The following is a 20,838-nucleotide window of genomic DNA, read 5'->3' on the forward strand; positions in this document are numbered from 1 at the left end:
CAGATATTTTTATAGATGATTTTTCTGATGGGACAGAACTTATGGAAGATTATAATTGTATATATCCATATTTTGAAAATATAATAGGTGAAAAAATTTATATAAGAGGAAAATTGAGATTTGGTAAAACTCCTGGTGCTTATGGTTACAGTATAAATAATAATAAAGTTAGTAGAATTCATGCAGATGTTTTTATTGAAAATAATAGTTTATATATAATAGACCTTGAAAGTAAAAATGGTACATATATAAATGATAATTTAGAAAGAATTCCATCAAATCAAAGTATAGAACTTTTTGACGGATATAAGGTAAGAATGGCAAATGAAGAATTTATTGTACATATATAATGGATACTACAATTATGTAATTTTAATACTGACTTTTATACTTATAAGCATTGCTTTATATCAAGATTTAAAATATTGTAAAATAAAGAATAAACTTAATTTTACATTTATATTATTAGGTTTTATATATAATATTTTAATAAATAATGGACTAAATTCTTTAATAGGTTTTATTTTTCCTATATGGTTATTAATTTTTTTTAAATTAAGAATGATGGGTGCAGGAGATATAAAATTATTATTTGCACTTGGAGCTGTTACAGGGTTTCCTAATATAGTGTACATTACAATTATATCAATAATATTAAATGGTTTAATAGCTCTTATTATAATGATTTTTAGAAAAAATTTTTTATTGAGATTTAAGAAAATATATTATTGGCTCAAGACATGTGTGTTTTTTAAAGAATTTGTTGAATATAATGGAATTGACGGTGAAAGAGATGGACTTTTTAGATATGCAATAGGTATATTTATGGGTAGTATTATTTACTACATATATATAATATTTTTTATTTAAGGTGGTAATGGAATGGTTAGCTTTTATGTAGACTGCTCTACTGATATAGGTAATTTTCGCAAATACAATGAGGATAATTATATTTTTAAAATTGGAAGTATAAATGGAAAAAATATAGGTGTATTCTGTGTTGCAGATGGAATGGGAGGATTATCCTGTGGAGATGTTGCAAGTAGTATAGCCATTGAAACTGTACTATTGTGGTGGGATAGCAAAATAGAAATTTTATCAGAATACTCTTACAAAATTGAAGATGAATTTTGGGAAAACGAGCTTAGAAATTTATTTAGATGTATAAATGATAAAATAATTAATATGTGCCATGAAAAAAATGTTAAGAAAAGCGGTAGTACATTTTCATTACTCCTTATATATAATAAAAAATATTTTATTATTCATGCAGGTGATAGTAGAATTTATATTAAAAATAAAAGATATTTTGAAAAACTTACTGAAGACCAAACTTTAATAAATATGCTTATTAAAAATGGTGAAATAACAATTGAACAAAGTAAAAATAACAATAAAAGTCACATTTTATATAATTGTCTTGGAGTATTTGAAAATCCTGAAGAATATTTTAAAAAAGGAATGTTAAGGAATAAAGATACATTTTTAATATGTAGTGATGGATTATATAATATGATTTCTGATGAAGATATAAAAAGTTATATGGGCAAACCTGAAAATATTTCTCAAACTCTTGTAAATATTGCAAAGAATAGGGGTAGTAGAGATAATATTACAAGTATTTATATTTATGTTAATAAAACTGTATTTTAAACAAAATTAAAGCTGCTATTTTTAAATAGTAGCTTTTTTTGATAATATGTGACATAAATATAACCTAAAAAAGTCACATATATTGGCACATATTGTTATGAAAAAAATGTAATGATATAATTTTAACATAAATATTTGTAACAAAATTAATATTTTACATATTTAAATTTAAATAATAATTATAGGTGATTTAATTATGGAGTTATATAATAGCGAAATAATATTTTATTTGGGAATAAGTATTATCATAATCACTTTTATTGTATTGATAATATCTATTATCTCACTTTTATTATTAAAAAAAAGACTCAAAAAAAATCTTGAAATGGAATATGGTAAAAAACGAAATTAAATTAATTTTATACCATAGACTGGAGGAGTTATGAAAAAAGTCATTTCTTCTATTTATGAAATAGAAAAAGAAATAGGTTCAGGTGGAGGTGGAGTGGTTTATCTTGCAAAACATATTCGTTTGGGTAAATATGTAGTTTTAAAAGCAGATAAAAGACGTTTAACAGCTAAGCCAGAAGTATTAAGACGAGAAGTTGACACTTTAAAAAATCTTAGTCACTCATATATACCACAGGTATATGATTTCATTGAAGAAGATGGATTTGTATATACTGTTATGGATTACATAGAGGGTGAGAGTTTTGACAAAATATTAAAAAGGGGAGAAAGGTTTAGTCAACCACAAGTTATAGAATGGGCACGTGAGCTTTTGGAAGCTCTTTGTTATCTTCACAGTAGACCTCCTCATGGAATTTTACATGGAGATATAAAACCAGCTAATATAATGCTTACACCTGAAAATGATATACGTTTAATAGATTTTAATATCGCTCTTTTTTTAGGGGAAGATGGTGCTGTTAAGGTAGGATATAGTAAAGGATATGCTTCACCTGAACATTATGGTATTGATTATTCTGAAGAAGATATTACAGAAAGAATTAAAAATGACGAAAAAACAGAATTATTAGAAACAGCTGATATGGATAGCTATACAACAGAAATAATGCAGGATAAACAAAAATCCAATATATCTTTTACTAGCAATAAAAATCAAGTATTAATAGATGCACGTTCTGATATATATAGTCTTGGAGCTACTTTATATCATATGATTACTGGTAATAGACCAGATAAAAATATTGAAAATATAATTCCTATTTCTAATTATAATGTAAGCCCTGCTGTTGCTGATATTATAAAAAAGGCTATGAACCCTAATCCTAATTTACGTTATCAATCAGCCGAAGAAATGTTATTTGATTTTAAAAATCTTCATAATAATGATAAAAGAACCAAAAGATATAAACATTTATGTGTGATAACTGGACTATTAATTTCTATTTTATTTATTTTGGGCGGATTGTTAACTTTCACAGGGTTAAAACAAATGGAAAAGCTAAAAAGTTATTATGTATTTTCAGAGTATTCGGCTAATTCTCTTAATTCTGGAAATGTTATTGAGGCAATAGATTATGCATTGAAAGCATTACCACATGAAAAAAATATATTTTCTTTACCATATATACCGGAAGCACAGAAAGCTCTCACAGATGCTTTAGGAGTATATGATTTATCTGATGGATATAAATCTCATTCAACAATCAATTTACCATCAGAACCATTAAGAATTACCACATCTCCAAATGGCACATATATGGGTGTTATATATGCTTATGAGTTGGCTATATATGATTTAAAAACAGAGGAGCTAATAGTATCTTTAAAAGTTGAGGAGTCTGCTTTATCAGATGTTGTTTTTGTAAATGAAGATATAATTATATATGCCGGAGAAGAAGGAATAACAGCTTATAATATTTCAGAAAAATCTGAAATATGGAAGGGTAATCATGCAACAGAAATATCATTATCAGGAGATGGAAAAACTGTTGCTGCTGTGTATAAAGATGAAAATATAGCTACTATATATGATGTTTCAACGGGAAACATTAAAAAAGTTATATCTTTTGAAAATCATCATCAACAAGTAGCCTCAAATGATAGATTTGCAAATCCTAATGATAATATATTTGCTTTGGATTATAGCGGAAAATGGTTAGCAGCTAGTTTTGCTGATGGTTCTTTAACTATATTCAATATAGACAGTAATGACCAAAATTTAGAACTTTTTGAAAATTCTGATTTTACACATTTTGAAGGCGGATTTTTTGGAAAATACTTTGCCTTTTCAGCTACTAATAGTGAAAATTCTGTATTTGCTGTTATAGATACAGAAGAATATATTCAAACAGGAGGTTTTGAGTCTACAAGTCCTTTTTCTGTACAAGCAGATGAAAGGGGTATATATATTTCAATGGAAAATATACTTGTTAAAATTGACCCAGAAACAGGAGAACAAACAGAAGTTGCATATACAGATACAGATATAACAGGATTTTCAATAGGAAAATCTGATGTTATTACTTCAAATAAAGAAAATAAATTTAATTTCTTTAATTCTCAAGCTGTAAAAATATCAGATAACAAAAATGACTATAATTGTGATTTTGTTTATTTAGCTAATGATAATGCTATTATTGGCAGCAGAAATACACCTGTTATAAAGGTGATGAAAAAAGAAACTCATGAAGATACTCAAATTTTTAAATATGACCCTATGTATGTTCACGATGAAAGTAGAATAAGCCAAGATTGGTCTACAATTATGTTATTTAGATATGACAAATTCCGTTTGTATAATATGGATAGTGGCGAAATCATCTGTGATGTTGATATACCAAATTCAAGTGAAGTTTATGACCAACAATATAGAAGAAATGAAAAAGGTTCTTATTTAGAGGTTATATACAATGATGGAAAAATTGTAGAATACTCTGCTGTTGACGGAAGTGTTATTGATGAAAGACAGGGAGAAAAACCAGACTTAACATTGTATGAAGAATTTTTTACTAAAAATGCAAAAATTACATCAGATTTGCATGATACTCCGATAGTATATGACCTAAAAACTGGAGAAAAAATAAAAGAACTTGAAAAAGATGCTTATCTTACATATGTAACAGAAGTAGGAGATTATATAATAACAGAATACATATCCTCAGAAGGAAATAGATACGGTCTTTTATTGGATAAAGATTTTAATACAATAGCAAAATTACCTAATTTATTTGATATTATTGATAACAAATTTATTTTTGATTATATGGACGGAAATATAAGAGAAAGTAAAATTTATTCAATAGATGAGCTTATTGATATGGCAAACAATGTATGATTGTACATATTGTTTTATTTAGACAAAATTCAACTATAAATTTATTTATAGTTGTTTTGTAAAATAAAAAAAGGAGGAGATGTTTATGAATTTATTGAAAAAATGGTTGTCTATTATTATTACTGTGACAATGATATTTTCAATGGTTCCTGTTACAGCTTTTGCTGAGGAAGAAAATAGTATTCCTATTGAAGCTGTAAACGAGGAAGAAAATTCAGAAGTTTTGGAAGAAACTGAAGTTGAAGAAATTGAAACTGAAAAAACAGAAGAAAATATTTCTGATACGGAAAGCAATTCCGAAACAGAGGAGAATTTTGAACAAGAAGTTTCAAAAGAAGAACCTTCAAATCAAGATACTTCTCAAATCGAAGATACTACTAAGGAAGAATTAAAAGAAGAAATTCCTAAAGAAGTAGTAGCTGAGAAAACTACTGTAATATATAATCTGTTAAATACAGAAATTACAGTAGGAAACGATGAGGAAAAGGCTTTAGAGTCACCTTATCTCTATAAACTTTTTGATGAAAATGGAGAGTATACAATAGAGCTTGAGGACAATGCTTTTTTCCCTTATGAAGTACAATTTAAGTATAATGGCGATACAACTGTACAATGGTTTGATACACCTGAAAGTACAGTTGAAATAGGCGGTCATGTATTTAGGGTACATTCAGAAGTGACAAGAGATGATATGTTAAGACAATTTGGTGTATATGTTGGAGGAGAATATGTTCCGGCATATCCAGAACCTAAAGAATTTACAAATAATTTAGGTATAAGTCCTATGTCACTTCTTCCTTTAGAGAAAACAAAATTAGACTTAGATTTAACAGGGTATTTTCCACTTCTTTTAGACTCTGTTGAACTCTCTGCCATAGCAGGTTTAGATGTAAAACCTCAAGATAAAGTTTTTGTTAGACAAAAAATAAATTTACGCGAGGGAGAAGAATTTAGGTTACTTGGAGATGACGAAGGACTTAATGTATCTTTGATTGAAGAATCTATGTTTTATGGAGTTAAAGACAATTTTATAGATATATATAGAGATTCGTTATTATTTGAAATTATAGTTGGCAACGGAAAACAGATTGATTTGAATAATAAACGTTATGAAATAAATGTTAAAATGACTAATTTAAGAGATTCAATAGAATATTCATTATATGAACAGTTTAATAATAATAGAACTAAACTTAATTATTTATATGATTATATTAATAATATGAGTAATATTAATTCTTATTTAGAAGATATAGGTATAAGAAATTATATAACACATGAGTTTTATATAAGTTCAAATTATCATATAGATAAAGATTATTATTTAAGTGTGGGACTTAATAATAAAATAACTGAGAACGCCAATATTGAATTTTATGAAGGTTATTTTGAAAAAGTTGAAGATTTAGATTCTTCTAAAAATATTACAGATAAAGTATTTAATATTCAAAATATGTCTGATATCAATGCTGGATATAAAATTGATAAATCAAAAAAAGATAATATTATTACTATAGTTTCAAAAAATTTTAATGGTGACATAATTTCGTTATGTCCTATTATGTATTTTTGTGATACTCAAGAATATAGAGGTGATGCAAATTTACTAGTTATTGATAAAAATAGTTATTATTATTATAGATTTGCTAATGAGATTAATGAAGTAAAAGGACACTATTATAATGATGGTTGTATATATTTTGAATTTGAACTTTATAAAGAGTTTTCAGCTGATGATAAGTATGGTTTGTGGTTTAGCAATTTTAGTCAACCTCCATTACATATAGATAAAATTGTTAAGGGTAATTTTAATAGTCTATCTGATGCAGAAAATGAAAAAGATATAAGTGATGAAATTTTTAGTTATAAAGGTTATCAAGACAATTTTAGTGGAAATGGTGTTGATTTTACTGTATTTTATGATAATGGAGAGATTGAGCACATAAATGTAAGAGCATTTACAGGAAATAAATCTATTATTGAAAAAATAGATGGTTCCTTAGAATTTATTAATGAAGAAGGCAAATATGAATATGTAGAAAGTTCTTCAATAAATATTATTTCTGATAATAGTATTTTAATAAATATGGAGCTTTACAAAGAATATCCTGTTGATGCAGAATATATATTAACATTAAAGTCACGTTATGATAATGTAATAACAAAAATTGTTAAAGGGAAATTTAACGATTATTCTGAAATTGAGAACAAAGAGGATATTAAAACTCAACTTTTAAATACTGGTTATACAGATAATTTTGGCGGAGATGGTGTTGATTTTACTATATTATATAAAGATGGTAAAATTTCAAATATAAAAATAAAAACATTTACAAGTAATAAATATAATGATAAAAAAACAGAATTTAGGGTTTGGGGAATAACGGACGTTCCTACAATAGAGTTAAGTTCATATGAAGATGATTATTATTATAATGGCTTTCAGACTGTTTTTGTAGAAGATGAAACATTTGATATTTCAAATACAATTTTAAACTTTAGTAAAGACGATGATATAAATGTTTATGTTGAAGGTTCTAGTGAACTTCAAGAGAGTGAAGTTAGCTCTCAAGATTTCTCAGAAGGAAGATTATTCTATTCAACTACATCTAAAAATCATCAAAATCAGAGAAACTTCTGTATAAGTGTTATTAAAAAATTTGTTGGTGGTCCTAAACTTTTTGTAAATGGAATAAATGGACATGATGGTGCAAAAAGAGAAATGTTCTTAAATAGCCAGTATGGAAATAAACATGACATTTTTATAGCTAATATTGGAGATGCACCTTTAACAGGATTAAATGTAACTCTTACAGATGCCGTAAATGTAAAATTAGATGATTATTGGACTGTTGGTGGTGAAAATAACGATACACTTTCAGCTTTTACAGAAAAGAGTATAAGAGAAAATATATATGGATATTTTGACAATGGTGCTAAAATAAGATTACTTCCTGTTCCTATTGAAGAAATGGTTGGAAATGGTGAAATCAGCGGTAAACTTACAATATCAGCTGATGGACAAGAAGATGTTGTTATAGAATTATCAGGTCTTATGGGAGACCCTGCAATATATACAACAGAAATACCACAGGCTGTTAAATATGTTCCTTATTCAGCTATAATACAGACAACAAATAAATATGAAGATGTAGATACAAAATTTGAACTTGTAGAAGGTGAACTTCCAGAGGGGGTTACATTTACTCAAGCTGGCGAAGTTTATGGTGTTCCTAGAGAATTTGGAACATTCAAATTTAAAGTTAAAGCTTTATTTAGTACAGATTCATATTATGGAAATGATGGAGAAGTATACGAATTTCCAGATGCTTTTGCTGAATTTACTTTAGAAGTTCTTGATAATACAGATGAAAACGTAATGAATTCTATTGACCCAGGATATGAAATTGAAACATCACTTCCAGAGGAAATTACAAATTATCAAGATTATGTATTTGAATCTAAAGGTGAGTTAGTTGAATTTATAGATTTCTGGCTTGATGGTTATAGACTTGAAAGAGATGTGGACTATATAGCAGAAGAAGGAAGTACAAAAATTACAATATCATCACAAACATTCAAAAATGCAGGAAATGGAACACATACAATAGCTGCTGAATTCCGTGTTGGTGGAGATAAAAATAATAGTTTGAAACGTACTGCACAGAATTATACTATGAATATCAGTAGTGGAAGTTCAGGCGGTTCAAGTAGTGGAAGTTCAGGCGGTTCAAGTGGTGGAAGTTCAGGTGGTTCAAGTAGTGGAACTATAACAAAACCAAGTAATCCAAATAATAATGTAAAACCAACAGAACCAGAAGAAATTCCTTTAAATCCAACACCTTCAATACCTAAAGAAGAATTGAACGAAAACTTTAAAGATGTTCTTAAAAAATCTTGGTATAATTCAGATATTGATTGGGCATATAAAGAAGGAATAATGTATGGTGTAGGAAATGGTAATTTTGCACCTGATTTAATAAGTACAAGAGCAATGTGTGTGGCTGTTTTAGCAAGAATATCAAAAGAAGATTTAAGTGGATATAAAGTTGAAAATGGACAGTGGTACAGTGCAGATGTCAACTGGGCTAAATCAAAATCTATAATTTCAGAAGAAGAATTTAATCCTGATTTGCCATACACTCGTGAAGATATTGCTATAATGATAGTAAAATATTTTGATGCATTAAATGTATCTTATGAAACAGAATTAAAAGAATTGCAGTTTGCTGATGAATATGCTATGTCAAAAGAAGGAGCTGAAGCTTTCAAAATTCTTTCAAATATAGGTATATTCTATGGAGAAGGAAATAATACAATGAATCCAAAAGGAACTGTAACTCGTGCTCAATTAGCATCACTTGCACACAGAATTTCTGTTTTTCAAGGCTCAAAAATATAAGCTATAATAAAAAGGTAGGGTGTTTATCACTCTACCTTTTTTGTTTACTTAAAATTAGATATACATAAAATTATATAAAAATAGTTTTTTATTAAATAAATATGATTTTCTTTAATAAGGAGTTAGAATTTTCATGCCATTAACACAAGTTTCTATGTGTCCAGAACATGGTTGGAAAAGAATATTTGTCGAAAATATATAAAGATTATTGTTGAAAGATTTCTTCAAAATGTGGTATGTTTATTCGTGATATATGTGGTCAAAATGTTTCTATTGCTAAAGATGATATTAGAAAACCGTATTTTAAACATAGTAGAGGGGAACATGATAAAGAATATAGTGAACGTACTTCTAATCATACTCAAAACAGTTCTTTTCAACTCAATGAACTTCCAATAAGAATTAATATTAAACTAATAGTTGTTTTAATCTTGAAATAGGCTTTATTTCTTTGCCTGATAATATTGAGATAAATAATGACAATACTATAACACCATAGAAATGGAATCAGATAAACTTATAGAGAGTGAAAAATGGTTGCTTTTAGCTCGTATGTTGCCTTTAGTTGCAAATCTTTTTTACAATATGGCAAGAAAAACAGTTGGATTAGTTGGATTATGGGATTGTGTAGCTTTTGATGAAGTTGCCGGAATTAATTTTAAAGATAAAGATGTTATTGCTCTATTGCTTTGGAAAAACCTGTATTAAGTAGCCTTGCTGTATTGGGAGAAATAAGTATAAGTGGCTCTATAATAAAAGTAGATGAATTGGCAAATGCTTTACAAGTATGTCTTGATAGTGGGGCGAAAAAATTCTTATTCCTATAACTTCGGCTGTTGATTTGGGAGCTGTACCGGCAGAGCTTATAGGTTCATTCAATCTTATATTTTATAACAGTGCAGAAGATGCTGTTTTTAAAGCTTTAGGAGTAGAATAACAATTATATAAAATAATGAACAAATAAAAAGACACATATTATGTTTACCGAAAGGGTTTTCATAAATATGTGTCTTTTTTGTTTTGTCCCCGTGAGGGGTGCAAGTTGCAATCGAAAATGACAACAGCTCAATTTTCTAAAATAATGTTTCCGTCCCCGTGAGGGGTGCGAGTTGCAATTTAAGCCTAAAAAACAATTAATGGTTGCTTTAAACTTTCCGTCCCCGTGAGGGGTGCGAGTTGCAATGAAAATTCAAAAACTATTTATAATTCTTATAAAGAGTTTCCGTCCCCGTGAGGGGTGCGAGTTGCAATACAAGTGGGACCACCTTAAGCATCTTAAAATTTCTGTTTCCGTCCCCGTGAGGGGTGCGAGTTGCAATAGCGAAAATATACTATTCCCAATACAAAAATATTATATTTCCTATCTATATTTACTACATATTATATATTAAATATACATATATATCAATATTTTTTTGTTTTTTATAACTATTTTTTATTTTAGACCTGTTTTTTTCAGGCGAACCACCTTTTTTTGACTCCAAAAATGCCCTTGTTTTTTATAGGTTCGCCTAAATATTATATAATATTCAATTAATTACAAAAATATACTGTAAGTTTATTGTACATAGTAATTTAAAATGGTAAAATAAAACCATATTTATACAGAAAAAAGGTGAAAAAATGCTTTCAAAAATTATTATTGAACTGAAAAAAGATAAAAATCAGTATATTACACAGAATATGTCATATTTTTTTCAAGGTATCATAATGGAGAATATATCTTTTGATTATGGCGAGGAAATGCATATATCAAATATACGACCTTATTCCCAGTTTTTACAGATATTTGATGATAAAATATTATGGATTGTATCTACTCTAAATCAAAAAGCATATAAAAATATAATTTTACCTTTATTGGAAGATAGTTTTGACAGGGTATATATAAAAAATATAGATTGTTGTTTTGAAATTGTATCAAAAAAATTTGAAAGTATTGATATTAATTCTTTTGTTGATGATAAATTTTTAGGCAAAGAAGAAAGATATTTAAAATTGAAATTTATTTCACCTTGTTCTTTTAAAAGTCAGAATGAATATATATTTTATCCCACTGTAAAACATATATTTCATAGTTTAGTATCAAAATTTGACAGTGCAGGCTATAATTATTCTGTTTTTACTCCTGAATTGATAGAAGATTTTGAAAAATATATTTCTGTTATACAGTACAATTTGAAAAGTAGGTATTTTCATCTTAAAGGTGCAAAAATACCTTCTTTTTCAGGTGAAATAACATTAAAAATAACAGGCCCTAAACAGCTTGTAAATCTTGCAAATTTGCTTCTATATTTTGGTGAATATAGCGGTGTTGGTATAAAATCCGCCATTGGAATGGGAGCATTGGCAATAGAGAAAAGGAGCTGAATAGTTGATGAATGAAAGTAATGTTAAAATAACAATAGGTTGTTTGCTTCATGATATAGGAAAGGTGCTTTATAGATATAATGACCGTAGAAATCACTCTGTAAGCGGTACAGGTTTTTTAAAAGATGTATGTAAAATTTATGATAAAGATATTTGGGAACAAGTAAATTTTCATCACGGTAAACTGTTAAAAAGTAGTAATGTTTCAAAAGACTCTTTTGCATATATATCATATATAGCGGATAATATTTCAGCATCTATTGATAGAAGGGATAAATATGACGGGACAGGGGGTTTTGTAAGAAATCTCCCTCTTGAAAGTATTTTTAATATACTTAACGGAAACAATCAAAATTTTAAATATAGATGTACTCTTATGGATACTGATAAAATACAATATCCAACAGAAGAAGATATTCAATATACTGAGAGTTTTTACAACAGTTGTATTCAAAGAATTAAGGAAGCATTAAAATCTATTGAATATAATAATAGCTATTCAAATTCTATGTTGGAAATATTGGAAAGTTGTCTTTCCTTTGTTCCTTCTTCAACATCAACAGCAGAGAGAGCGGACATATCTCTTTTTGACCATGTAAAGATGACAGCAGGCTTTGGAAACTGTATTTATAATTATTTGAAAGAAAATAATATTGTAGATTATAAAAGCTATTTATTTGAAAATGCTGAAAAGTTTTATAATGAAAAAGCATTTATTATTTATAGTATGGATATTTCAGGAATACAGGATTTTATATATACTATAACAAGTAAAGGTGCTTTAAAAAGTCTTAGGGCAAGGTCTTTTTATATAGAACTTTTAATGGAATATATGACCGATGAAATTTTAGAAATGACAGGTCTTTGCAGAACTAATTTAATATATTGTGGTGGTGGACACGCATATATATTACTTGATAATACAGATAGAACAAAAAAAGCCATAATTGATTTTGAAAAAAGTATGAATAAATTTTTTATTGATAATTTTTCAACAGCTTTATATATTGCTGGTGGTATGGCTGAATGTTCTGCTAATGATTTAAAGAACGTACCAAAAGGAAGTTACAGCAATATTTTTAAAACTATATCAAATATGATTTCAAAGAGTAAATCAATGAGATATAATGCTGAAGATATATTGAAACTTAATAATAGTAATGAATTTAATTCAACAAGGGAATGTAAGATTTGTAAAAGAACAGACAATTTAAACAGAGATGATATATGTTATATTTGTGATAGACTGAATAAATTTTCTATAAAAATTCAAGAAAAACCATTTTTTGTTGTTGTGGATAATAATAAAACAAATGACGGTCTTCCTTTACCTTCAAATAGATTTTTAGTTGCTGAAAGTAAAGAGGAACTTTTAATAAGAATAAAAAATAAAGAAAGCTATGTAAGAGCCTACTGTAAAAATGAGCGATATACAGGTTTGAATATAGCGTCTAAACTTTGGGTAGGGGACTATAAAAATGGAGATACATTTGAAGATTTAGCTAATAACTCAAAGGGTATTAAAAGATTAGCTGTTTTAAGAGCTGATATTGATAATCTTGGAAAAGCCTTTGTAAATGGTTTTGATAATGTTGAGAATAACAATAAATATGTAACTATATCAAGAACAGCCACATTTTCAAGAAAATTGGCTTTATTTTTTAAACTTAATATAAATAATATTCTAAAAAATCGTGATTGTAATATAATATCGAAATCGGAAAATCCAAAGCGAAATATAGCTATTGTATATAGTGGTGGAGATGATGTTTTTGTTGTTGGTGCTTGGAATGATGTTATAGAATTTGCTGTCGACCTTAATACAGCTTTTTCAAAATTCAGTCAAAATACATTGACTTTATCTGCCGGTATAGGAATATATCCTTCAAAATATCCTATATCAGCCATGGCTAAAGAAACGGGATATTTAGAAGAATATTCAAAGTCTTATGAAAATAAAAACGCAGTTACAATTTTTGATGAGACAGGCACATATAATTGGAATGAATTTAAAAACTCTGTACTTAACGAAAAATATAAATGTATATCAGAATTTTTTGACGATAGTGGAAACGAGAGAGGAAAATCCTTTATTTATAATCTTTTGGAATATATAAGAAATAGTCAAGAAAAAATAAATATCCCTCGTTTTGCTTATACTCTTGCAAGACTTGAACCTTCAAATAGAAAAGGAAATGAAAAATCAATTGAAAAATATAATAAATTTGCTAAAAATATGTTTAATTGGATTAAAAATGATACTGATAGAAAACAGCTTATAACAGCAATATATTTGTATGTGTATAGCATAAGAAGCGAGGAGGAATAAGTTATGGCTATTAATAAATTGAACTATACAGATAAAGCTGAAGAAGTAATACGTAGTTTAAGAGAAAAAAATAAAAATGGAAAATTGGTTATTAATCTTACAACTTCAAAAATAAGAAATATTCTTTCTATGGTTTCAGCTTTATATAATGATGTTCAAAGATATAAAGAAAAAGAACTTTCAGAAGAATTTTTAAGCAGAATACAATATTTAAAAATGCGTATTGCCTATGAAGCAGGAAGAGAACCTTTAGTTAAAAACTTTGTTAATAAGGCAAATCTTATGGGAGAGATTAAAGAAATAGGCACAAGTAAAGATAATCTTATATTGTTTTGTAATTATATGGAAGCATTAGTTGCATATCATAAATTTTATGGTGGTAAAGATTGAGGGGGAATTTGAATGTATACAAAACTTGAAATAACAGGAAAAATTGAAGTGTTGACAGGTATGCATATAGGAGGTTCTGCCCCTTTTTCTGCTATTGGTGCCATAGACTCACCAGTTATAAGAGATTTGGAAAGTGACCTTCCCATTATTCCAGGAAGTAGTCTTAAAGGAAAACTCCGCTATCTTTTAGCAAGAAAACATAATGAATATCTTATAACTCAAAATCATGATGAAGATGACGAAAAAATATTGAGAGTTTTTGGTTCATCAAAAAAAGGTAATATACAAAAAAGTAGACTTATATTTTCGGATATGACATTGTCAAATATGGAATATTTCAAAGAAATGGGAATACATAATGCAACAGAGATAAAAATAGAAAATAATATAAATAGATTAAATGCTGTTGCAACTCCAAGACAGATTGAAAGAGTTATAAGAGGTTCTGTCTTTAATTTTTCAATAATTTATAATGTTGATGAAATAAAACATATTATAGATGATATTAAATTGCTTTCAGAAGGTTTCAAACTTTTAAAATATGATTATTTAGGCGGTAATGGTTCAAGAGGATATGGAAAAGTAAATATTACAAACCTTGATATAAAAGAAGTAACAGGTAATGTAATAAATAGCGATATAATTGAGGAATGTAGAAAAGAATTAAGGGAAGTGTAATTTATGGATTATTATATTTATAAACTTACTTTTTTAACAGCTGTACATTTTGGTGAAGGTTCTTTAAGTGATAGCACAAATATGATTATGGCTGATACACTTTTTTCTGCCCTTTGTTGTGAAGCTGTGGATAGTGGTATTGTGACACCTGAAAAACTTGTAAATTATGTTGAGAATAACAAACTTTTAATATCCGATGCCATGCCTTATGTAAATAATAAAATGTATATACCTAAACCTATATTTCCTGTAAAATCAGAAGAAGAAGGGGACTCTGTAATAAAAAAACAGTTTAAAAAACTTAAATATATACCTTTTAAGAAAATAGACGAATATTTTAAAGGCAATATAAATCCTTTTTCTGAGAATAAATATATCAAAAATATGGGTAAATCAGAAGTCAGAACATTGTCAGCTTTGAGAAATAAAGATGAAGCAGAACCATATTTTGTAGGAACATATAAATTTTTTGAAAATAGCGGACTTTATATAATAGTTGGTTTTGGCTCTAAAGAAATAAAAGAAGAATTTGATATTTTGTTTAAAAATTTATCATTTGCAGGCATAGGTGGAAAACGAAGTTCCGGATTTGGAAGATTTACATTTAGAATTTTTTCTTTTAAAGAAGAAATGTTGTCTGTATCTGTTGGTGCAGAAAATCCTTTTTATATATCCTTATCCATATCTATGGCAAAGGATTATGAGATTAAAGAGGCAGTATATAATTCTTATTATAAATTGATAAAACGTAGCGGGTTTATATATTCTGATACTTACAGCAATGAGTATAGAAAAAAACGTGATTTTTTTGTTTTTCAAAGCGGTTCATGTTTTTCAAAACCCTTTGAGGGCGGTATTTTTGATGTTTCAGGAAATTCATATAATTCCGGACATAAAGTATATCGCTATTGTAAGCCTTTATTTTTGGAGGTGAAATGATGAGGGATTATTTAAAAACATATCAAATAAAACTTAAAGTTATAGGACCTCTTTTCATAGGTTCGGGAAATAGTATAAATAAAAAAGAATATATACTTGATAGAGATAAAAATAAGGTCTATATTCCCAATATAAATAAAATGTATACTTGGTTTTTTAAAAATAACTTTCAGGATAAATTTGATAATTATATGTTATCTGAAAAATCTGTTGATTTTATGACATGGCTTGGAATAAACAAAATATCACCTAATGTATGGAAAGAATGGACAGACTATATATTAGACTGTTCTGAAACATCAGATATTATAAAAGGAACAGAAACTGAAATAAGCACTTTTATAAAGGATAGTTTCGGCGATGTGTATATTCCAGGTAGTAGCCTTAAGGGGGCTTTAAGAACGATTATACTTGGAAGTGAAATATTAAAAAATAATAGTAATTTTAATAAATATAAAAGTGATGTTCAAAAAGCTGAATTTAAGCATAAAAATTCATATCTAAAAAAAGAAATGAAAATTATCGAGCAGAGTGTATTTAATAAGGCTGAAAAAGATAAAAAACGTATTGATAATATGGTTAATGATATTATGGCAGGAATAAGAATAAGCGACAGCAGACCTATTTCAACAGATAATTTAATTTTATGTAGAAAAATAGATGAAACTCCAAAGGGGAATATTAATAAATTAAAATTACTTAGAGAATGTATAAAACCAGACACAGAAATAATTTTTGATATGACTGTTGACACTACTATTTTTAAAGAGAATAATATAAAACATTATATAATGGAAGCAATAAATACATTTGGTAAAAATTATATGAAATGTTTTAACAATAAATTCAAATCAGGTGATAAACTTGACGGTACAATGTTCTATATGGGTGGTGGAAGTGGTTTTGTATCAAAGACAATAACTTATCCATTACTTGGTGAAAATGCTGTAAAAACAGTTAGTGAAATTATAGATAAAACTTTATCTAAAGATATTAGAAATAAACATAAACACAATAAAGATTTTCTTATGGGTGTTTCACCACATATGATAAAAAAGACAAAATATAATAAAAAAATATATAGTTTTGGTCTTTGTAGCATAGATATTGTGGAGGTTAATATATAATGAGCAAATACGTTTTATTTTCACCGGTAGGGGGACATGACCCTATTGCAAGTTGCCATGACGGTGCATTACTTCATATATGCCGTTGTTATAAGCCGGAAGTTGTGTATATATATTTGTCAAAAGAAATGGCAGAAAGACATGACAAAGACAATAGATATATAGAATCTCTCAATAAATTAAAAGAGTTTTTGGGATATGAATTTAAAATTGAACCGCCAATTGAGCGAAGAGAATTAACCGATGTACAGATTTTTGATGCTTTTTATGAAGATTTTGAAAATATAATTGATGATATAAAAAATAAATATAAAGATTATGAAATACTTTTGAATATATCTTCAGGGACACCAGCTATGAAAAGTGCTTTAAATGTTATTGCCACATTGGCGAAACATAAAATAACAGCTATACAAGTATCTTCACCAAATAAAAAAGAAAATCCTAAAAATGAAGACCCTAAAAGTTTTGATTTGGAACTATGGTGGGAAACAAATGACGATAATAAAATAGATTTTGAAAATAGATGTGTTGAGGTTAAGCAGTTAAATTTAATGGCGAAAATAAAAAAAGAAATGATAGTCCGTTTAATAAAATCATACGACTATAAAGGTGCTTTGTCAGTTGCAGAAGATATTAAAGAATTTATTTCTGATGATGCCTATTCACTTATCAATGCAGGATATAATCGTATAATGTTAAATCAAAGTGGAGTGTCAAAAGCACTAAAAAATAAAGATTTCAATATTATGCCTATACAGACAAATGGCACAAAAAAAGATATTTTTGAATATCTTTTATACTTACAGTTAAGGCAAAGACAAGGAAATTATTCTGATTTTATAAGGGGTATAACTCCCGTTATTATGAATTTACTTGAAGAATGTCTTTCAATAAATCATAACATAAAAAAAGAAGATTTCTGTATTAAAGATAATAAATCTGTTTATAGAATAAATATTGAACAAATGGAAAAAACAGAAAAAGGCAAAATGATTAAAGAAATTTTATCACAAGAATATAAAGAGATAAAAGAAACATTTTTGACATCTGCACAGTTGTATATTATATTAATTAGTCTTTCAAATGATACTGATTTTATAAGTACTTTGGAAACTTTAAAAAATATTGAAACTAATGTAAGAAATGTTACAGCACATAAAATTATATCTGTGACAGATGAATGGATAGAAAAAACTGTTTCTTTAAATTCCTATGATATAATGGAATTGTTAAAGAAAATAGCATTGAAAGCAAAGCTAAATATAAAAAAAGAGTATTGGAATTCATACGATGATATGAATGAAATTATAATTGAAAATTTATGTATATAATATTTATATACAAATACTAAAAAAATTAAAAGACACATATTATGTTGACCGAAAGGTTTTTCATAAATATGTGTCTTTTTGTTTTGTCCCCGTATGGGGTGCGAGTTGCAATTTGAAACAACAGGCGATTGTACAGTATCTTGGGGGTTTCCGTCCCCGTATGGGGTGCCAGTTGCAATTGAAAAAAACTGAAATATGTATGACTAATACAGAAGTTTCCGTCCCCGTGAGGGGTGCAAGTTGCAATTCGTTTCTGGTAGTTCTATAAATTCATTTAAGAATGTGTTTCCGTCCCCGTGTGGGGTGCGAGTTGCAATAATATGTTATTTGCAACGGATAAAGTTGATGTTGAATTTCCGTCCCCGTGAGGGGTGCAAGTTGCAATAAAAATTAGATATTAGCGACACAATGCAATACATATTTCCGTCCCCGTGAGGGGTGCAAGTTGCAATCCGGTATATCTGTGACTATTGCTCTTTCTTCTTCAAATTTCCGTCCCCGTGAGGGGTGCAAGTTGCAATTCCCTTTTGCCGAAAAAACAGCCGACTCAGTAAGATTTCCGTCCCCGTGAGGGGTGCAAGTTGCAATAGCGAAAATATACTATTTACAATACAAAAACATTATATTTCCTATCTATATTTACTACATATTATATATTAAATATACATATATATCAATATTTTTTTGTTTTTTATAAATATTTTTTATTTTAGACCTGTTTTTTTCAGGCGAACCCCCTTTTTTTGACTCTAAAAATACCCTTGTTTTTCATAGGTTCGCCTAAATCATAATATACAAACTATTTTGATGTTATAATTATATTAAAATTTATCTAAAAGTATTGGCAAGCAGGGCAAAGTGGTACCCACTTTGCCTTTCTGCTTGTTGGGGACTAAGCCCCAATCCCCCTAAAAACACATAATAAATTATGTGGCGAAAAACATACTCATATATTAAATTTAGTATAATAATTATATTTCTTTTTCTGTTTTTTTAAGCTCTTTTTTTGAACACTGACCATTTAAAATATAATCTATATTTGATTTTATAATAAGTAATTCTTTCATATCTTTTTTTAATTTATGATATTGTTTATAAGCCTTTTTATTTTCATACAAAAGCTCCGTATATTTGCATTGTAAAGATTTAATTGAAGGTAATTTTTTTATGTTATATTTATCAAAAAATTCCTTTGATGATTTATTAATAATAAGTTCTTCTTTATGTTCTTCATAAAATTTTATTGAAAAATTTTTCTGTTTATAAGTGTTATAAATATCTTTTGTTTTTAAATAATTTATTATGTGTTTTTTAAGTTGGTTTATATCATTCATGTGTTTTTCTCTGTCCTTAATTTCATCAGAAATATTATTAAAGGACTCACTTATTTTTTTAACTTTTTCATCAAGAACATCATAGTTTTGTATGTTATTTTCAGAGATATAATTTAAAGTAGCTGATATTTGTTTTGCATTAAAAATTTTTGCCCAATGGGCATAGCCTTCACCTTTACCTTCATTAATTTTTTCTTGTATATCAATTATAAAATTAATATTTTTTTCATAAATATTTTTGTTAAAATACTGTGTTTTTCCTTCAATTTTATTAAATATATCTTGTTGAGTGTAGCCTTTTCCTAAAGAATTAAGACGTATATATTTCTTTTGTTCACTACTCTTAAAAGCTATATGTTTTCCAGTTTTTATTTCATAACCTAATTCTTTCATAATATTAAAAAACTCATTTATATTTTTAGGCTTTTGTTGTAGAGCTTCATCAATTTTAATTCTCAATTTTTCGGAATGAGATGTTTGTTTTTTATTACCTAACCATTTTCCATAATTACTTTTTGTTTTCTTTGGATTTTGTATAATTGAAAGACCATTTTCAATACATATATAATCTGATATTTTTCTTATAGCCTTTCCAGAGCCTAAAAAATCTCTAAATTTTTTATTACAATCAAGAGATGTAGAGTTAAATATTATATGGTTGTGTATATGAGATTTATCAATATGAGTTGCCACAATAAAAGCATAATTGCCTTTTGTAAATTTCATAGCAAGTTTATATCCAATATCATTTGCCTTTTGTGGTGTAACTTCTCCCGGTTTAAAAGATTGTCTTATCTGATAAGCTATAACATCATTTTTCTGTTCTCTGCCTGTTTTACTTGCATATACACTTTTTGAAAGTAAAAATTCTCCCTGTATAGTTTCAGGGTTACAGCCATAAGAACTTATATATTTCCCGTTTTCTGTTTTATCAGGATTTATTGCATAATCTATTCTGTTTTTTATACATTGAGCAATACTTTTTCCTTTATTTATATGCATTGCTATAAAGCGTGTTGTTGCCATAAAATACCTCCA

14 protein-coding genes, 1 pseudogene and 1 CRISPR repeat array are annotated in these 20,838 nt (G+C 27.5%); of the genes and pseudogenes, 14 read left to right on the forward strand and 1 reads right to left on the reverse strand.

The annotated features are described in order from the left end of the window. The 14 genes and pseudogenes from B5E58_RS08695 to csm6 all read left to right on the forward strand — a co-directional run. Positions 1–350: FHA domain-containing protein (locus tag B5E58_RS08695; RefSeq protein ID WP_143597248.1), on the forward strand; the 350-nt coding region annotated here is incomplete at its 5' end. After that, entirely contained in the window at positions 325–870 is a 546-nt protein-coding gene (locus B5E58_RS08700; protein WP_088109298.1) for an A24 family peptidase, read from the forward strand. The genes B5E58_RS08695 and B5E58_RS08700, both read left to right, overlap by 26 nt. A 12-nt stretch (positions 871–882) precedes the next feature. Continuing rightward, positions 883–1,653 (forward strand): PP2C family protein-serine/threonine phosphatase, encoded by a 771-nt coding sequence (locus B5E58_RS08705; RefSeq protein WP_088109299.1) that lies wholly within the window; start codon positions 883–885, stop codon positions 1,651–1,653. A 382-nt stretch (positions 1,654–2,035) separates the two neighbouring features. Further along, positions 2,036–4,897, forward strand: a complete 2,862-nt coding sequence (locus tag B5E58_RS08710; RefSeq protein WP_088109300.1) for a WD40 repeat domain-containing serine/threonine protein kinase — start codon at positions 2,036–2,038, stop codon at positions 4,895–4,897. A gap of 85 nt (positions 4,898–4,982) precedes the next feature. Continuing rightward, entirely contained in the window at positions 4,983–9,299 is a 4,317-nt protein-coding gene (locus B5E58_RS08715; protein WP_158097714.1) for an S-layer homology domain-containing protein, read from the forward strand. 585 nt (positions 9,300–9,884) lie between these two features. After that, a complete protein-coding gene (locus B5E58_RS13985) occupies positions 9,885–10,007 on the forward strand; it encodes a BREX system Lon protease-like protein BrxL (RefSeq protein WP_242956640.1) in 123 nt (40 codons plus the stop codon). Continuing rightward, a pseudogene (locus B5E58_RS13990) lies at positions 9,977–10,236 on the forward strand (S16 family serine protease); the annotation flags it as partial. The gene B5E58_RS13985 and the pseudogene B5E58_RS13990, both read left to right, overlap by 31 nt. Positions 10,237–10,922: 686 nt before the next feature. Further along, positions 10,923–11,669 (forward strand): CRISPR system precrRNA processing endoribonuclease RAMP protein Cas6, encoded by a 747-nt coding sequence (gene cas6, locus B5E58_RS08735; RefSeq protein ID WP_088109304.1) that lies wholly within the window; start codon positions 10,923–10,925, stop codon positions 11,667–11,669. A 7-nt stretch (positions 11,670–11,676) separates the two neighbouring features. Next, positions 11,677–13,998: a type III-A CRISPR-associated protein Cas10/Csm1 gene (cas10, locus tag B5E58_RS08740; RefSeq protein ID WP_206608570.1), complete on the forward strand. Its 2,322-nt coding sequence runs from the start codon at positions 11,677–11,679 to the stop codon at positions 13,996–13,998. A gap of 3 nt (positions 13,999–14,001) precedes the next feature. Next, complete coding sequence (gene csm2, locus B5E58_RS08745; RefSeq protein ID WP_088109306.1) at positions 14,002–14,388, forward strand: type III-A CRISPR-associated protein Csm2; 387 nt, start codon at positions 14,002–14,004, stop codon at positions 14,386–14,388. Between the two features lie 12 nt (positions 14,389–14,400). Continuing rightward, positions 14,401–15,066, forward strand: coding sequence for a type III-A CRISPR-associated RAMP protein Csm3 (gene csm3 / locus B5E58_RS08750; RefSeq protein WP_088109307.1), 666 nt, complete (start codon positions 14,401–14,403; stop codon positions 15,064–15,066). Between the two features lie 3 nt (positions 15,067–15,069). Next, positions 15,070–16,005 carry a type III-A CRISPR-associated RAMP protein Csm4 gene (gene csm4 / locus B5E58_RS08755; protein ID WP_088109308.1) on the forward strand — a complete coding sequence of 312 codons (936 nt, stop codon included), beginning with the start codon at positions 15,070–15,072 and terminating at the stop codon, positions 16,003–16,005. Continuing rightward, positions 16,005–17,132: a type III-A CRISPR-associated RAMP protein Csm5 gene (gene csm5, locus B5E58_RS08760; protein ID WP_158097715.1), complete on the forward strand. Its 1,128-nt coding sequence runs from the start codon at positions 16,005–16,007 to the stop codon at positions 17,130–17,132. Before csm4 ends, csm5 begins: the two co-directional genes overlap by 1 nt. Continuing rightward, positions 17,132–18,466 (forward strand): type III-A CRISPR-associated CARF protein Csm6, encoded by a 1,335-nt coding sequence (gene csm6 / locus B5E58_RS08765; protein WP_088109310.1) that lies wholly within the window; start codon positions 17,132–17,134, stop codon positions 18,464–18,466. Before csm5 ends, csm6 begins: the two co-directional genes overlap by 1 nt. A gap of 146 nt (positions 18,467–18,612) precedes the next feature. Further along, positions 18,613–19,054: a CRISPR direct-repeat array (repeat unit 33 nt; unit sequence ATTTCCGTCCCCGTGAGGGGTGCAAGTTGCAAT). A 383-nt stretch (positions 19,055–19,437) separates the two neighbouring features. Here the strand turns inward: csm6 and B5E58_RS08770 are convergent. After that, positions 19,438–20,826, reverse strand: a complete 1,389-nt coding sequence (locus B5E58_RS08770) for a relaxase/mobilization nuclease domain-containing protein (RefSeq protein WP_088109311.1) — start codon at positions 20,824–20,826, stop codon at positions 19,438–19,440. Positions 20,827–20,838 lie beyond the last annotated feature (12 nt).

Source organism: Tyzzerella sp. An114 (assembly GCF_002161055.1).
Taxonomy (GTDB): domain Bacteria; phylum Bacillota; class Clostridia; order Lachnospirales; family Anaerotignaceae; genus Fimicola; species Fimicola cottocaccae.

What these genes read in the sequence shown, in the direction of transcription:
- B5E58_RS08700 (WP_088109298.1), top strand. Translation starts at nt 325, where the DNA reads ATGAAGAATTTATTGTACATATATAATGGATACTACAATTATGTAATT.
- B5E58_RS08705 (WP_088109299.1), top strand. Translation starts at nt 883, where the DNA reads ATGGTTAGCTTTTATGTAGACTGCTCTACTGATATAGGTAATTTTCGC.
- B5E58_RS08710 (WP_088109300.1), top strand. Translation starts at nt 2,036, where the DNA reads ATGAAAAAAGTCATTTCTTCTATTTATGAAATAGAAAAAGAAATAGGT.
- B5E58_RS08715 (WP_158097714.1), top strand. Translation starts at nt 4,983, where the DNA reads ATGAATTTATTGAAAAAATGGTTGTCTATTATTATTACTGTGACAATG.
- B5E58_RS13985 (WP_242956640.1), top strand. Translation starts at nt 9,885, where the DNA reads ATGGCAAGAAAAACAGTTGGATTAGTTGGATTATGGGATTGTGTAGCT.
- cas6 (WP_088109304.1), top strand. Translation starts at nt 10,923, where the DNA reads ATGCTTTCAAAAATTATTATTGAACTGAAAAAAGATAAAAATCAGTAT.
- cas10 (WP_206608570.1), top strand. Translation starts at nt 11,677, where the DNA reads ATGAATGAAAGTAATGTTAAAATAACAATAGGTTGTTTGCTTCATGAT.
- csm2 (WP_088109306.1), top strand. Translation starts at nt 14,002, where the DNA reads ATGGCTATTAATAAATTGAACTATACAGATAAAGCTGAAGAAGTAATA.
- csm3 (WP_088109307.1), top strand. Translation starts at nt 14,401, where the DNA reads ATGTATACAAAACTTGAAATAACAGGAAAAATTGAAGTGTTGACAGGT.
- csm4 (WP_088109308.1), top strand. Translation starts at nt 15,070, where the DNA reads ATGGATTATTATATTTATAAACTTACTTTTTTAACAGCTGTACATTTT.
- csm5 (WP_158097715.1), top strand. Translation starts at nt 16,005, where the DNA reads ATGAGGGATTATTTAAAAACATATCAAATAAAACTTAAAGTTATAGGA.
- csm6 (WP_088109310.1), top strand. Translation starts at nt 17,132, where the DNA reads ATGAGCAAATACGTTTTATTTTCACCGGTAGGGGGACATGACCCTATT.
- B5E58_RS08770 (WP_088109311.1), bottom strand. Translation starts at nt 20,826, where the DNA reads ATGGCAACAACACGCTTTATAGCAATGCATATAAATAAAGGAAAAAGT.